The organism is Bacillus sp. FSL K6-3149 (assembly GCF_038630515.1).
In the GTDB taxonomy this organism is placed as follows: Bacteria; Bacillota; Bacilli; order Bacillales; family Bacillaceae; genus Bacillus; species Bacillus pumilus.
The window spans coordinates 1,559,872-1,575,820 of the sequence record NZ_CP152034.1 but is presented as its reverse complement, the minus strand read 5'-3'; the positions used below and the strand labels follow the sequence as shown (position 1 = coordinate 1,575,820).

Annotated in this window: 16 protein-coding genes; 7 read left to right on the top strand and 9 right to left on the bottom strand. The window is 38.7% G+C overall.

What is annotated here, in order from left to right; genetic code table 11:
- Positions 1-67 precede the first annotated feature (67 nt).
- Together MHB83_RS08050 and MHB83_RS08045 are read right to left on the bottom strand one after the other, a co-directional pair.
- Positions 68-1,030 (bottom strand): MoxR family ATPase, encoded by a 963-nt coding sequence (locus tag MHB83_RS08050; RefSeq protein WP_106029983.1) that lies wholly within the window; start codon positions 1,028-1,030, stop codon positions 68-70.
- Between the two features lie 103 nt (positions 1,031-1,133).
- Positions 1,134-2,033: a cation diffusion facilitator family transporter gene (locus tag MHB83_RS08045; RefSeq protein ID WP_226804720.1), complete on the bottom strand. Its 900-nt coding sequence runs from the start codon at positions 2,031-2,033 to the stop codon at positions 1,134-1,136.
- Between the two features lie 482 nt (positions 2,034-2,515).
- Between MHB83_RS08045 and gabP the strand changes: the two genes are divergently transcribed.
- The 3 genes from gabP to MHB83_RS08030 all read left to right on the top strand — a co-directional run bounded on the left by gabP (position 2,516) and on the right by MHB83_RS08030 (position 6,194).
- Complete coding sequence (gene gabP, locus MHB83_RS08040) at positions 2,516-3,904, top strand: GABA permease (protein WP_310026589.1); 1,389 nt, start codon at positions 2,516-2,518, stop codon at positions 3,902-3,904.
- Between the two features lie 97 nt (positions 3,905-4,001).
- Complete coding sequence (locus tag MHB83_RS08035; protein WP_050945680.1) at positions 4,002-5,534, top strand: multicopper oxidase domain-containing protein; 1,533 nt, start codon at positions 4,002-4,004, stop codon at positions 5,532-5,534.
- 285 nt (positions 5,535-5,819) lie between these two features.
- The gene (locus MHB83_RS08030) at positions 5,820-6,194 is read left to right on the top strand and encodes a carboxymuconolactone decarboxylase family protein (protein WP_342496791.1); all 375 of its coding nucleotides are present in this window, start codon (positions 5,820-5,822) and stop codon (positions 6,192-6,194) included.
- 216 nt (positions 6,195-6,410) lie between these two features.
- Here MHB83_RS08030 and MHB83_RS08025 read toward each other — a convergent pair whose 3' ends face one another.
- Both MHB83_RS08025 and MHB83_RS08020 read right to left on the bottom strand, forming a co-directional pair.
- Complete coding sequence (locus MHB83_RS08025; protein ID WP_268458116.1) at positions 6,411-7,460, bottom strand: hypothetical protein; 1,050 nt, start codon at positions 7,458-7,460, stop codon at positions 6,411-6,413.
- Positions 7,461-7,533: 73 nt separating this feature from the next.
- Entirely contained in the window at positions 7,534-7,902 is a 369-nt protein-coding gene (locus MHB83_RS08020; protein WP_044141453.1) for a septal ring lytic transglycosylase RlpA family protein, read from the bottom strand.
- A gap of 209 nt (positions 7,903-8,111) precedes the next feature.
- On the opposite strand from MHB83_RS08020, the gene MHB83_RS08015 reads away from it, so the two are divergent.
- Positions 8,112-8,786: a hypothetical protein gene (locus MHB83_RS08015; RefSeq protein ID WP_339206736.1), complete on the top strand. Its 675-nt coding sequence runs from the start codon at positions 8,112-8,114 to the stop codon at positions 8,784-8,786.
- Between the two features lie 319 nt (positions 8,787-9,105).
- Complete coding sequence (locus MHB83_RS08010) at positions 9,106-9,573, top strand: hypothetical protein (protein ID WP_050945677.1); 468 nt, start codon at positions 9,106-9,108, stop codon at positions 9,571-9,573.
- Between the two features lie 45 nt (positions 9,574-9,618).
- Here the strand turns inward: MHB83_RS08010 and MHB83_RS08005 are convergent, their stop codons facing one another.
- From MHB83_RS08005 to groES, 5 genes are all read right to left on the bottom strand, one after another.
- Positions 9,619-10,035, bottom strand: coding sequence for a hypothetical protein (locus MHB83_RS08005; RefSeq protein WP_050945676.1), 417 nt, complete (start codon positions 10,033-10,035; stop codon positions 9,619-9,621).
- A gap of 183 nt (positions 10,036-10,218) precedes the next feature.
- Positions 10,219-11,277: a DNA sulfur modification protein DndB gene (locus tag MHB83_RS08000; RefSeq protein WP_342496790.1), complete on the bottom strand. Its 1,059-nt coding sequence runs from the start codon at positions 11,275-11,277 to the stop codon at positions 10,219-10,221.
- A 1-nt stretch (position 11,278) separates the two neighbouring features.
- On the bottom strand, positions 11,279-12,349 hold the full coding sequence (locus MHB83_RS07995) for a DNA sulfur modification protein DndB (protein WP_342496789.1): 1,071 nt from the start codon (positions 12,347-12,349) through the stop codon (positions 11,279-11,281).
- Positions 12,350-12,740: 391 nt separating this feature from the next.
- Positions 12,741-14,375 carry a chaperonin GroEL gene (groL, locus tag MHB83_RS07990; RefSeq protein WP_003213977.1) on the bottom strand — a complete coding sequence of 545 codons (1,635 nt, stop codon included), beginning with the start codon at positions 14,373-14,375 and terminating at the stop codon, positions 12,741-12,743.
- A gap of 55 nt (positions 14,376-14,430) precedes the next feature.
- A complete protein-coding gene (groES, locus tag MHB83_RS07985; RefSeq protein ID WP_003214120.1) occupies positions 14,431-14,715 on the bottom strand; it encodes a co-chaperone GroES in 285 nt (94 codons plus the stop codon).
- A 230-nt stretch (positions 14,716-14,945) separates the two neighbouring features.
- Between groES and MHB83_RS07980 the strand changes: the two genes are divergently transcribed.
- Positions 14,946-15,680 carry a CPBP family intramembrane glutamic endopeptidase gene (locus MHB83_RS07980; protein ID WP_050945674.1) on the top strand — a complete coding sequence of 245 codons (735 nt, stop codon included), beginning with the start codon at positions 14,946-14,948 and terminating at the stop codon, positions 15,678-15,680.
- The gene (locus MHB83_RS07975; protein ID WP_003213897.1) at positions 15,677-15,871 is read left to right on the top strand and encodes a YdiK family protein; all 195 of its coding nucleotides are present in this window, start codon (positions 15,677-15,679) and stop codon (positions 15,869-15,871) included. Before MHB83_RS07980 ends, MHB83_RS07975 begins: the two co-directional genes overlap by 4 nt.
- Positions 15,872-15,949: the final 78 nt, after the last annotated feature.

Below are 15,949 nucleotides of genomic sequence, written 5' to 3'. Positions count from 1 at the left end.
GCCGCAGTGAGGATGATGAGCATCATCACCCGTAACCATAATGAAAAAGCGAAACGATGACCTAATTTCATTGAGTCATCGACTTTTGAACTGGCACGCCAATTTGCTCAAGCATTTGTCGCAGCAGTGTCTCCGCCTTCTTCCCTTCATACGTCGCTTCTGAAGTCAAAATCATACGATGCGGTAATGTATATGGCGCTAAATACTGTACATCATCAGGAATCACATAATCGCGCCGATTCAACAGGGCATACGCCTGAGCCGCTTTCATGAGGGCGATCGATCCCCTTGGACTCACACCTAAATAAACAGATGGATGCTGCCGCGTCGCTTGTGCAATTTCAACAATATATTCTTTAATGGATACATCCACATGAATAGTCTGAACCGCTTGCTGCAACGCATGGATATGATCCTTTGTCATGACTGCTTGGAGCGTATCAATCGGGGACTGCTTTTCCTGCAAGTTGAGTACCTCCAGCTCCTCCAGCATGGTCGGATACCCCATTTGCAGCTTGAATAAAAACCGGTCCATTTGTGCTTCTGGCAGTGGATAGGTCCCTTCATATTCAACTGGATTCTGCGTAGCCATGACGAAAAAAGGATCAGCAAGCAGCATTGTTTCTCCGTCCACTGTAACACTGCCTTCCTCCATCGCTTCGAGCAATGCCGACTGTGTTTTGGGAGAGGTCCGGTTGATCTCATCAGCCAAAATAATCTGCCCCATAATCGGTCCTTGCCTAAATTCAAATTCATTTGTCTTTTTATTATAAATCGACACGCCTGTTACATCTGAAGGCAAAAGGTCAGGAGTAAATTGGATTCGCTTAAACTCACAGCCAATGGATTTTGCCAAAGCACGAACCATCATCGTCTTCCCAACACCAGGCACATCCTCTAGCAGCACATGCCCCTTCGCCAAAATCGCAACAAGGCTTAATATCGCAATGTCTTTCTTCCCAACCATGACTTTATTGATGTTATCTACGATTTTTTGTAAATCTGAATGCATCGGTTCATCAAATGCCATCCTGATCCTCCTATCACGTTTCCGTTAAATTTCATATAGTCTAACTTTACCATACAACGTGCAATAGCATAAAACATCAACACGTAGAAAAAAAGAAGCCTTCTCACGATGGATAAGACTTCTTCTCTTCTTTTGGCTCACCTGCTGGCTCCATATGAACATGAGAGTGTAAAATATCATGTTCCTTCTTCATTCTACGTTCGATCTCATCTGCAATATCATGGCTTTCTGCAATGTTCAAGTGCGGCTCGACCTCCACTACTACATCCACATGGACCGTACTTCCGAGATACCGTGCCTTAATATCTTTCAAATCGCCCACCCCAGGTGTTGCTTCAATGGTCTCTTTATATTTGGACATATCTTTTATATGAAAACCGTCCGTTAACGAATGAGAGGCATCTCTGAAAATCTCCCACGCCGTTTTACAAATAATGAGGCCAATCACAAACGCTGCAAGCGTATCAATCCATGCCAGTTGAAATTGAGAGGCGATAATCCCTACAAATGTTCCGATACTCACATACGCATCTGATTTATTATCAGCTGCTGCTGCATGAAGAGCTTGGCTATTGATCCGTTTGGACAGATTGCGGTTGTAAATATACACACCATACATCACCGCAGCACTTCCTGCTGCCGTCCAAGCTGCGATCATATCGGGCGTTTGATGCTTAGATGAGAAGAGCGACTGGCCTGCACTCAGCAGAACCTGAAGTCCAACAAGCATCATAATAAAGGACGCCACAAGTGACGCAATATTCTCTGCTCTAAAATGACCGTATGGATGATCTTCATCAGGCGGCTTTTGAGAAATACGCAATCCAATCAACACTGCAAGGGATGCAATAATATCCGTCGTATTATTCAATCCATCTGCCGAAAGAGCCTCTGAATGAAACGTATACCCAATCAGAAGTTTCACCGCAGATAAGATCACATAGGCAATGATGCTGACCCAAGCACCTGTTTCACCTTGTCTTAATTCGTTATAGCGCTCCATGTCGAACCGCGCCTCCTCACACATCACTTTTCTATTATTTATCTTACAAAGCAAAGCCCGTGTGGGTCTACAGCAACATGATTCGCTTGTGTCAGCAAAATAGGATACATAGAAATGTGTTGACCTAAGTAAACTTATTTTTATAAGGTCAATTGACCTCAAGACCTACTCCCATCAACCTTTTTCCAATTCACTCTGTGATGATCATATTGGCAATATCACTCTTTCTGAGAAATTATCAGAATAATTTTATTTTGAGACACAACTTCTCCCCATCCGATCTTATGCTATTTTTAAGAATGAACAGAGGAAAAAGAGGGAACATAATCTCTCAAATCCTTTATACTTTTTAACATCATGTTAAGAGGTTTGAAATGTCAGTTTGATAACCTGTCCAATGCTGAATGACAATTCAGTATGATAAAATTTAAAATATTCTAAAAACAAATTCTCTATAAGGAGAAATGTTTGGAGGTAAAGACATGTCCAACATGACAAACGGTCTTCAAAAAAATCTGAAAACAAGACATATTTCAATGATCTCCATTGCTGGGGTTATTGGCGCAGGGCTATTTGTTGGTAGCGGCGCTGTCATTCATTCTGCAGGGCCTGGGTCCATTCTTTCCTATTCTTTTGCAGGACTTCTCGTGATCTTTATTATGAGAATGCTTGGAGAAATGGCATGCGCCTATCCGACAAGCGGATCCTTCTCACAATATGCGAGCGATGCCATCGGTCCATGGGCCGGTTTTACAATTGGCTGGCTTTATTGGTTCTTCTGGGTGATTGTCATCGCGATCGAAGCCATTGCCGGTGCTGCCATTATTCAGTATTGGTATGGAGATGCACCTGTTTGGCTCACAAGTCTTATCCTCACTATCCTCTTAACATTAACAAATATCTTTTCTGTTAAATCTTTTGGCGAATTTGAATATTGGTTCTCATTAATAAAAGTCGTCAGCATTATTCTCTTTCTACTCATCGGTTTTGCATTTATCTTTGGTTTTGGTGGTCATCATACTGTAGGTCTTGCCAATTTAACGGGGAACGGCGGTTTCCTTCCAAATGGATTCAGCTCTGTTTTACTCGGAATTGTCGTCGTCATCTTTTCCTTCATGGGAACCGAGATTGTGGCAATAGCTGCCGGAGAATCAGCAGACCCCGTCAAGTCTGTGACAACAGCTACCCGCTCTGTTGTATGGCGTATCATCGTGTTCTACGTCGGTTCCATCGCTGTCGTTGTGACCTTGCTTCCATGGAATTCAGCGAGTATTTTAACAAGCCCGTTCGTTGCGGTATTAGAATACATCGGTGTCCCATCGGCTGCTCAAGTGATGAACGTCATTGTTTTAACAGCTGTTCTATCTTGCTTAAACTCTGGGTTGTACACAACGTCCAGAATGCTTTATTCATTGGCAGAAAGAGGCGAAGCACCGAAACGCTTTATGAAAATCAGCAAACGTGGTGTTCCTGTAGCGGCTACAGTCGCAGGCACCTTCTTTTCCTACATTGCCGTCATGATGAACTACTTTTATCCTGAAACCATCTTTTTGTTCTTAGTCAACGCATCCGGCGCGATTGCCCTTCTTGTCTACTTGGTCATTGCTGTTTCACAATTAAGAATGCGCCGTAAAATCGAAAAAGACAATCCAGAACAGCTCAAAATCAAAATGTGGCTGTTCCCATACCTCACGTATTTTACCATTTTGGTCATTTGCGCCATCTTGGCATCAATGCTGTTTATCGAATCAATGAGACCGCAGCTCATTTTGACGAGTATCATTACCTTCGGTGTGCTTGCCGCTTATTTCTTCTTTAAACCGAATAAAAAAGTGCCTGCAAATGCAGCGCTTGAAAATAAACATCCGTAATGCTCCCGCTGAAAAGCGGGTTTTTTATTTTATTCACCTATTTTGATGTCCGCACTTATACTGTATCAAATTGGATTTTAAGTGAGGATTAGATAACATGAACCTAGAAAAATTTGTTGACGAGCTGCCAATTCCAGAAGTTGCGAAGCCCGTCAAAAAGAACCCAAGACAAACGTATTATGAAATCGCTATGGAGGAGGTATTTCTAAAAGTTCATAGAGACCTGCCCCCAACCAAGCTATGGACCTATAATGGCAGTTTGCCTGGTCCAACCATTCATGCGAATCGAAATGAAAAAGTCAAAGTGAAATGGATGAACAAATTGCCACTTAAGCATTTTCTACCGGTCGATCATACCATTCACGAAGGCCATCATGATGAACCAGAAGTCAAAACCGTCGTTCATTTACATGGCGGCGTCACACCAGCAAGCAGTGACGGCTATCCAGAGGCTTGGTTTTCACGAGACTTTGAAGCAACCGGCCCCTTCTTTGAACGAGAGGTGTACGAATACCCAAATCATCAGCAAGCCTGCACATTGTGGTATCACGATCATGCGATGGCATTGACACGATTAAATGTGTACGCCGGATTAGCTGGATTTTATTTGATTTCAGATGCGTTTGAAAAATCGCTAGAATTACCGAAGGGTGAGTATGATATTCCGCTAATGATCATGGACCGTACGTTTCAGGAGGATGGCGCGCTGTTTTATCCAAGCAGACCAAACAACACGCCAGAAGACAGTGACATACCAGATCCGTCTATCGTGCCCTTCTTTTGCGGAGAAACCATTTTGGTCAATGGAAAAGTATGGCCGTATTTAGAAGTAGAGCCGCGAAAATACCGTTTTCGTATTTTAAATGCGTCCAATACAAGAACTTACGAGCTGCATCTAGACAACGATGCGACGATTTTGCAAATTGGATCTGATGGCGGCTTTTTACCAAGACCTGTTCACCATCAATCCTTTAGCATTGCTCCTGCTGAGCGATTTGATGTCATCATCGATTTTTCAGCTTATGAAAACAAAACGATCATCCTTAAAAATAAAGCCGGCTGCGGACAGGAAGTGAATCCTGAAACAGATGCGAACATCATGCAATTTAAAGTCACACGTCCGCTAAAAGGGAGAGCACCTAAAACATTACGGCCTATTTTCAAACCGCTTCCACCGCTTCGTCCTAGTCGAGCTGATAAAGAACGTACGCTCACACTTAGCGGCACACAGGATAAATACGGCCGCCCCATTTTATTGCTAGATAACCAATTTTGGAATGACCCTGTCACGGAAAATCCTCGTCTTGGCAGTGTGGAGGTTTGGTCTATCGTCAATCCAACAAGAGTCACACATCCTATTCATTTACACCTTGTTCAATTCAGAGTGATAGACAGAAGACCATTTGATACTGAGGTCTATCAATCGACAGGGGACATTGTATATACAGGACCAAACGAAGCACCTCCCTTACATGAACAAGGCTACAAGGACACCATTCAAGCGCATGCCGGTGAAGTCATTCGGATCATCGCTCGCTTTGTTCCATACAGCGGCAGGTATGTGTGGCATTGTCATATATTAGAGCACGAGGATTATGACATGATGCGGCCGATGGATATTATTAAGTAACATGAAACCGATCTCCCGTCACATGCGTAAACACATATATTGACTACATCATTGCGAAGGGCTAACAGACAGCGTTATATTAGCCCTTTCCTTTCTTTTCATTGAATCATTCTAAAATAAAACAATGCATGACTTGAAATGGCATTTATTTGTACATTCAACACTTAAAAAATTGACGCAGCAAACCGATAATACTACTATATACCCATTGCATCTATCAAAAGGCACATTTGCCACACTGAACGAACAAATGGAAAATTGCGATAAAAAACGGAGGAGTTCAATTTGAATGAAGAAAAAGAGACTTGCCAGATCACACAAAAAACAACGGCAGGTAACATAGAGAAGCTTTCAATTCAGAAAAACGAGAGCATTCGGTCAAATATTGAACAGCTAACAATTGAACTCGGTGAACAAAAAGAATTCAACCACTTCATTTTAGATGAAAAACAAAAGGCCATCAGTACATTATCTGCCCTCATTACAAAAGGCGATTGTGATGAAGAATTAAAGACTCATTTTGAACAAGCATTACATATCGGACTTTCTGTCATAGAGATTATGGAGATTATTAAGCACTGTACAAAAGTTGCTGGATTCCCTCACTCCATTAATGCCCTGTTTATCTTTCAAAACTTATTAGACAATAACACCAAATAAATCAGAGAAAACGAGAAGCATCTGTCCTCTCGTTTTTTTATGTCCACTCATATTACTCTCTTTCCTTTCCTCTGTCACTTAAGCAAAATATGAAAATACCACACGTTTCCCACCTTAAAAACTGATTTTCCTTACATAAATTCCTTAATTTCTGTAACATGTCAAATAGCAAAATAAAAAAACGTCCAGTTATATAAAAATAACTGAACGTACCTTTTATCGATTGACAGTGAAATTGTTAACAATCCCGCCATCCTTCTCCCAAACGGCTTCCACTGTTTTCTTCTTGATATTGTATTCAAATATCGTTCTTACCTTTGCTTTTCGTCCGGTGTCATCCTTTAATTCCTTTGCGCTTTTAGCAACACCTAAGAAATAAACAGAAGACCCATCCGTAGAAAATTGCGGCTGTGCTGCACTTAAAATATGCACATCCTTACTGTTCTTAACGAGTGTCGCCTGTTTTCCTGTTTCTACATCAAGCATTTTAATAGAGGCTACTTCTTTTTCGTTTCGCACCTTCACTTCTGTATAAATCAATGTCTTATGATCTGGTGAAAATGAAATATCATTGATCGTTTGCGAGATACGTGCAATTCGCTTCCCCTTCACGCCTGTTTGAAGGGTGATCTTCATGGTCGTTGGTTCAGGGTCTCTTCCCTTTTCATTCGCTTCATCGGTTTTCTTGTAATCTTCTTTTAAGGAATAATGCTGGATTGCCAGAAGGTTTGACGCAGGATCATATGCAAAAGAACTTACCGTGTCATCCTTGCTTTTTTCTGGATATAATACCTTCACTTTGTGTGTGTTTACATCAAACATAGCGACATAAAATTGTTCCCCAGAATCCTTATTATACCTAAGATATAACTGTTTCCCGTCTCCAGACAGCCTCATACTGTCGATGGAATCTTCACTCGTAAATAGCGTTTTTTCTTCATCCGTTTTTACATTCAGTTCTCGAATACTCACTTTTTGCGTGTCTTCATCCGTATACGTGTAATATAAAAGCTGTTTCGTAGAATCATAAGCAATCGAAGGATAGGCTGTCAGTTTCTCCGTATGAAGCGCCCGGTCATGCAAGTAATACGTATTGTTTAACTGTTGATCTGTAAATGAAACGAGTAATTCGTCTTTTGCATCCTGATTTGTTTTCACTTTTACCGCATGCTTCGGCTCTTGCCCCGGCTTCATCATAAAGAAAATGATGGCCGCAATCACTGCGACTCCGATGACCGTGATGATCCACCATGTTGATTTTTTCATTGCCTTTCAGACCCTCTCTACAAGAAAAGAAGCCAGAAAATGAACTTTTCCCGCTTCTTTGCAAGCCTATGTATTAATAAGTGTAATGTCCTTTTACGACACCTTTACTTGTTTTAAACCCTAGTGCTTTGAATGCTTTTGGGCTGACGTCTAATACAGCGTTTGGCATTCTACCTACATCATATTTATATACTGTAATCACTTTATGTGGTTTCGCTTTTGTTGTCACTCTTAGTTTTGTACCTTTTTTTGGCACGTCAAATCCCATTTTAGTTGCTGCATCCCAATGACCGAGTTTTTTTCCATCTGCGCCTTTTTTACCGACACCATTATACCAAGTAATATTGCCGCTTACTTTTTTTGCACTTGCTCCATGTGAGAAACTAAACGCCAAAAATAAACTAGCTACTGTTACGATTGTCGCGATAAGCTTTTTATTCATTAAAAAATCCTCCGTATTTGGTTTCTGCACTTATTATACATGAAGATGCCCCCAGTTATTTTACAGTCACATTACAATTCGAATACAAATTGACCACTTTAAGACCGATTTTGTTCATAAAAATTACCAAAATCAGCCAGAACAATGTAAGCAACTCCTCTCTTTCATTTTATATAATAAAAATGAATCAAATATAAGGAGGGATTTTTATGAAAAAGTGGTTCATCGTTTTAAGTGTGAGTTTAGCGTTGGTTTTGATGCTTTCAAGTCTACCTGCCTCAGCAGCTAGTCCTCGTCACGGTGCGATTGTGACACAAACGGATGAGGCCAAATGGTCAGGTATCTCGGCTGATATTGTGCTGCCGAAAACAGCTACCATTAAAAATGGCTATGCGGACTGGTACCTCGGTCTCGGCTCTGCCGTTATAGAGAGCGGTATTTCAAAAACGTCTTCTGGCTATAAGGTCTTTCTTGGCAGCGGCTCACAAGGTGGCAGTCAATATTGGAACAGCGAATATGATAAGAGCATTAAGGATGGTGCACGTGTCAATTTAAAGCTCATCAACAATGGTGATGGCACAGTCTCACTATACGTCAATGGGAAATTGCGCTATAAACAGCCTGTTTACAAACCTAGCCGTCTGAAAAACCTCGATGTCGTCAAAATGGTACACGGTGTTCAGGATAATGGGGCAAACAGCTACACACAAGCAAGCTTCTCGAATGTACAGCTTCGTGCAGATACATCAGGAAGCGTCTATAAAAAATGGGATGGGTCCATCAAATCATCGCTTTTACGTAAAAATTTAGAATCAGGTGCTGCAGCTCCTAAATTCACCGTCATTTCTTCTGTTCCATTAAGTACAAGCCTTTCCGCACAATAAGAAAAAAGCGCCCTTTTTGGGTGCTTCAGATTGTTGACAAAGGGCTAAAATGATCTTTATTTTAGCCCTTTGTCTTCTTTTCAGCGTGATAGAAAACCTTTGAAGTCTAGGAAGGACGAGCATCGGAGCGGAGCGAATTTGACATTCGTGAGCACCGGAGCGCAGACCTGACAACGAATGCGAAGGTTTGTCTACACGCTGAAGCGCCCTTTTTGGGTGCTTTTTATTGTTCACAGCTTATCAACACTTCTCTTTTAATCAAAACAAGGATTCGTGGTAACATAAACATACATACTTCGAAGAAAAAAGGAGAACGAACGTGAAAAAAAGTCTACTTGTTTTCATGAGCCTAGTAGCAAGTCTCTTCATGCTAGCAGCTTGCTCAAATACAACAAACGAACAAAAAACAGAAACGAAGGCACTTCCAACGATCAATGAACGCATTCAAAAAGAAACGAAAGAAGTCATGGAACAGTCTAAACTCATAAAAGACACAGCGATTACCGTTGATCAAAAGAAAAAAGTCATTTCATTAAACGTGATCGCTTCCTCTGACACCAATAGTGATTACGCTGAAGTCATCGGTTTAAACTTTGCCAAGACACTGGCCATTGGAGCTTCAACTGAAAAAGAAAACAACCTGCACAAACCGGAAAATGACAGCCTTGGTGCTCTCTATTCCTTTTACGACCTAAACATCACCGTGAAACAAGAAAACGGCAAAGTGCTGGCAAAGGGAAAGAAAAAAACAAATGAAACAAAGATCACTTGGGAAAGAGCCCAATAATTTAGAAAAGCTTGTAGAGGATCGCTCTACAAGCTTTTTTCAAGTTTATACAAACAAATCGTCTCTCATCGCATCGACCAGTGTGTGAATATCTGAGTGAGTCCATGATGCTAATCGTACCAACAAATCATCTATACACTCATACAAATGATGTTCCCTCAAAATATACTCCTTATAAAATGGAATGACAAAGAAATAGAGCAAATCAACCAATTCAAGCGCAACGATATCGTTATCCTCAACTTCTAACGCCTGTCCAACACGTTGAATCAGCCAATGCAAATCTGCTTTCTTTTCAATCGGAACATACATCAGTTGATGAATATGATCCGTATCCTTCATTTGTAAAATCCGCTCAGCCGCTTCCTTTGACAGCGCCCCAATTTCTGTAGAAGATATATTCACAACCGCTAATTCATCCTCTGATCTCACTTGATTCATTTGCAGCAAGTTTTGGTCCATCTCGACTCACTCCCCATTTCTCAGATACTTTTATTATAAGGAATGAATCTGATTTTTTATGGGAAAAGTGGATTTTTTTATGTAATTTTAAACAAACGAAAAATCGAATTGAGAATATAAGATTTTAATGACAATAGAATCTTTATATAAGGTTTCTAGGTCAATTAAATGATTATTAAAAAATTAAGAATCAATTTCTTTTTTTAATATATTAAATAAATGATTAGATTGATATTCTTCAATTGTTAAATATTCAAGTGAAGTATTTTTTCTGGTTGTAACAAGGAACTTTCTCCACAATGGATTCGTTATTTCCCAACTAATAAGAGAAAGGAATTCAATTTCCTCTTCCCAATTAGTTATCCATTCGATCTTTATCCCCTCAATAATTATTTTATCATGTATATAATAACCAATAGCCTGTTGTGTTGCATAGTGACCTAGGATACTTTTTAAAACATTTCCTGGATTAGATGGTAAATTAATAAAAAGTTCCGAGAATAATTTATCTAAAAAAACAATAATATCATCATATTGCTGTGTTAAAGTTATTGTTTCTTTCTTATTAGGAGATTTTTTACCAAATAAAATTAAACTAATAAATTCTTTGAGTCGAGAACTGGTTGAAAAATAATCGTTTACTGGTCGAGCCAATCTATTTTTATTAAATTCTATTTTTGCAGTTTGAAGGGCATCACAAACTTGAAAAAGCTCAGTTACTAACACATTCAAAACATCTCTTGTATCAAATTTTGTAATTAAAGACATTGAAACTTTTTTTACATTTGAATTAATATCAGCAAACAAATTTTTTTCGTCGATAGTTTGCAAACCAAAATATATTTGAACTGTAAGTAAAGAATTTAATATTTTTTCCTTCTGATTTAAATCTTTTATTTCTTCTAAGAATCGCTCTACTGCTTTTATTCGATGTTGACCATCAATTACAATCAACTTTTTATCACACGGTAATTTCAACTCAAAATCTTTACTGTAATAATTAACTGGATTTCCCCTAAATGAAAAAACTAATGCAGGAAAATATATACCTAGCTCGTTATCCTGATTCTCAAGATATTTAACAATTTTAGGGATTCTACCATAAGAAATATCCCTATTAATTTCTTTATCAATTTTATATAGCTTTAAAACATCTTTTAATTTCATTTGAGAAGATAGTATTCCTTTTTCTTTGTTACTATTTATAATATCTATAGTTCCATATATACTAACTGTTGACATTTTATCGTCCCCTTGAATTTCGGTATAGATTTAATAAATACTCAGAAATATTAATTGTTGACTTTCCTCTTGAACCAAATTTATATTTTTTAGTTTGTGTAATGTAATGAGAAGCTAATTGATCAAACTCCCTATTTTTGTGAGACCAGTTAATCTTCCCTACTACATTTTCAAAAAGACTCTCCATAGTTTCATCAGGATATTCTTTAAATGCTGTATTAACAAATTTAGCTATTCCCAATATTACATTAGGATAATAAATCACATATTTATCTCTATCTAAAGCATCAATTGGAGCGTGTTTTCTCATAAGAGTAAGAAACTTTTCAGTTTTTAATTTATATTGCTTAAAATTCTTATCATTTATAGTTTTACGCGAATTTTGTTTGAAACCACCATCATTTAAGGCTACAGAAACTACATATAATGTTGCTGCCGTTAATAGTTTAGATCGTGTGGCTTTTAATCTGATTTCAAAGAGATTCTCTGGTATAGTTGGATGATTATAAACAATTTCTTTTACTAATTGACCATAAAGATCATTTTCTTTATACATAATTAATAAGGTATTGTTAACAGGCGATGAGTTAGAATTTATATCTGTAAAAAGTTGACGTTCTTGTTGTATAGATAAATTAACAAAAACTTGAATAGTAAGCGGAAATTCATTAACTTTTTCCAAATTCAATAGATCTTTTTGTGATTGAAGCTGCCTTATTAAAATTTCAAAAGCCTTTATACGATGTTGTCCATCTAAGATTACTAATTTCTCTCCAAAAGGTAATTTATATTGAAAGTGCTCTTGATCAAAAAACCCTTGTCCTCTAGCAGAAAATATAAGAGGTGGAAAATATATGTTATTGCCTTCTAATCCATACTGAATATATTTTTTTATGCTTGAAATTTTTCTTTCGTCTGCCTCTCTTTGAACACTTCTATCTATGTCTAGGAATTTCAGAACCTCATTTGCAGTGCATTGAATAGAGATAACCTCGTTGTTAAATTGTTTTCCACTTACACCTTTTAAAGTTATAAAGTTACCACTTTTTCTTGAAATTTCCGTTAAATCCAACTCAAACGCCTCCTTCTCTCTAGGTCTATAATAATAATATAATATATTTATCTAAATTTGTATACTTATTCATATTTTTCCATCATTGTACTGAAATAATGTTCTAATTAACCCTTTAAATTTTCTAATTCACAAAATGAATTTAAACTCTATTAGACAATCCCATCAAATTCTAAGAAGCTTTTTGCTAACTTTATGCATATTTTCAAAAGTTCACTTTAATAGCATGTTAATTATTTTCCATTTTACCCTCATATCATAATAGAATTTAAAAAAAGAAGCTTCTCAAAAGTTCAATGAACTAATGAAAAGCTCCTATTATTTTTAATTAGCATCAAAATCAATGTGACTTACGGTTAAACCCTTATTAATCAAGGGTTTAAAACCGTTTTTACATCATTCCACCCATACCGCCCATGCCGCCCATATCTGGCATTCCGCCGCCTGAGCCGCCTTCTTCTGGTTTGTCAGCAACGACTGCTTCAGTTGTTAGAAGCATTGCTGCAACAGAAGCTGCGTTTTGAAGTGCAGAGCGAGTTACTTTTGTTGGGTCGACGATTCCTTTTTCGATCATGTTTACCCATTCGTTTGTTGCTGCGTTGAAGCCTACGCCAATTTCTTCGTTTTTCAAGCGCTCAACGATGACTGATCCTTCAAGACCTGCGTTGTGAGCGATTTGGCGGATTGGCTCTTCAAGAGAACGTAGAACGATGTTTACACCTGTTTGAACGTCACCATCAGCTTCGATTGAAGCGACTTTTTTGTATACATTCACAAGTGCTGTACCACCACCGGATACGATACCTTCTTCAACTGCTGCACGAGTTGAGTTGAGTGCATCCTCGATGCGTAGTTTACGCTCTTTTAGTTCTGTTTCAGTTGCAGCACCAACTTTGATGACAGCGACGCCACCAGCTAGTTTTGCAAGACGTTCTTGTAATTTTTCTTTATCGAATTCAGAAGTTGTTTCTTCTACTTGTGCACGGATTTGGTTCACACGTGCTGAGATTTGAGCAGAATCTCCTGAACCTTCTACGATGGTTGTGTTTTCTTTTGTCACAACGACTTTAGAAGCGCGGCCAAGCTGACCGATTTCAGTTGATTTTAGGTCAAGTCCTAGATCTTCTGTGATTAACTCTCCGCCAGTTAGAACAGAGATATCTTCAAGCATTGCTTTACGACGATCACCGAATCCAGGTGCTTTTACTGCCACTGCGTTGAATGTTCCACGAAGTTTGTTCACAACAAGTGTTGCAAGTGCTTCGCCTTCTACATCTTCAGCAATGAGCAATAATGGTTTTCCTTGTTGTACAACTTGCTCAAGTACAGGAAGGATTTCTTGAATGTTTGTGATTTTTTTATCAGTGATTAAGATGTAAGGATTTTCAAGAACCGCTTCCATCTTATCAGAATCCGTCACCATGTATGGTGAAGCATATCCGCGGTCAAACTGCATTCCTTCAACCACTTCAAGCTCAGTTGTGAACCCTTTAGATTCTTCGATTGTGATCACGCCGTCGTTACCTACACGCTCCATTGCTTCAGCGATCAGGCTTCCAACTTCTTCATCTGCTGCAGAAATAGACGCAACTTGAGCAATTGATTCTTTGCCTTCGATTGGTTTAGAAATCTCGTGCAAGCCTTCAAGTGCTACTTTCACTGCTTCTTCGATCCCTTTACGAACGCCAACAGGGTTTGCACCAGCTGTTACGTTTTTAAGACCTTCACGGATCATCGCTTGAGCTAGAACTGTTGCAGTCGTTGTACCGTCACCAGCTACGTCGTTTGTTTTGCTTGCAACTTCAGCCACAAGTTTTGCACCCATGTTTTCAAATGCATCTTCTAATTCGATTTCTTTTGCGATCGTTACACCATCATTTGTGATAAGTGGAGAACCGAATTTTTTCTCAAGAACCACGTTACGTCCTTTAGGTCCTAAAGTTACTTTTACAGCATCTGCAAGTGCATCTACACCACGTAGCATCGCGCGACGTGCTTCTTCACTGAACTTAATATCTTTTGCCATAATAACGAAACCTCCTCAGTCTTTTTAAAAATGTATCTCAATGTTTTTTATGTGATTAACCAATAACAGCTAAAATGTCGCTCTCACGAAGAATTAAATATTCTTTGCCTTCATATTTCACTTCAGTGCCTGCATATTTTGAGAAGATAATGCGGTCGCCTGTGTTTACTTCTAACGCAACGCGCTCACCACTTTCAAGTACACGACCTGAACCTGCTGCAACAATTTTACCTTCTTGCGGTTTTTCTTTTGCAGAATCCGGTAACACAATACCGCTAGCGGTTTTTTCCTCAGATTCAACGAGTTCAATGATTACGCGATCGCCTAATGGCTTTAACATAAGAAACAACCTCCTCAAGTTTTATATGTAGTCTTTTTTTAGCACTCATCACCAGTGAGTGCTAACACATTTATTATAATAAAGAATGTCTTCTGCAATTTCAAGTAAAAACCTTTAAAAATTTTTACGCTTTCATGATCTTTTTTCATCTCAGATTCTTTCCTTTTCATCGAAAAAGAAGACTTGTGTTACAATAAATCTAGTTCTTTTAGTAAAGGGGTTTTCGTTACTTGAAAAAACAATATTGGTACATCATCTTAACGTATATATTGGTGCAGTTTTCTGCGTTTCCGTATGTATTCATCATGAAGTGGTTAGGTTACATTCAGACACCGATGACACAAGCAGAGCTCTCTAAATTGTCAGGTACATGGACAATTATCAGCTTCTGTGTCGGATTAATCATTATTCTGCTCATTCTTCGGACTGTGCCAAAAGCTTCACTTCGAAATGAGGCACCGGCTTCAGTCGGCGCGGCAATCGCTTGGATCATTGGTGGTTTCTTTCTTTCCCTCTTTGCACAATCGATTGCAGGAGCGATTGAACAATATGCATTTGGCATTGGCCGTGAATCCGAAAATACTCAAAACATTTTAGCCATAATGGATGCAGTTCCATGGCTTGTGATCGTCATCGCCCTGATTGGACCGATATTAGAGGAAATCATTTTTCGAAAAATCATTTTTGGTGTGATTTATGAAAAAACAAATTTCTTCATTGGAGCGCTTGTCAGTTCAGTCGTATTCGCAGCTGTACACAACGATTTTGCTCATATCTTACTTTATACCGCAATGGGCTTTACCTTTGCCTTTTTATATGCGAAAACAAAACGAATCATTGTTCCAATCGTTGCTCATATGCTGATGAACTCACTCGTTATTCTTGTGCAGATTGAGCCAGTAAGAAAAATGATTGAAGAACAATCTCAAACAATGCAAATGATTATTGGAGGCTTTTTCTCATGAGAAACCCTGTTGTATGGGGCATCATTTATTTTGCCGTAGGTGTGGCTTTCACCTATATGGCCATTCAAAATCCAGGTGACATGTGGTCATTTTACAGCATTTTGCTGATGGTGTTTGCGGCCTATAATATTAATATCGCGCTTAAAATGTTTGCCTTCTCAGTCAAACTCAAAAAACAGCAGCAAAAATAAATCAAAAACCATTTTCCGTACTTGGAAAATGGTTTTTTTATGGAGGACAAGTTTTCATGGAACAAGAAAAACTGAACA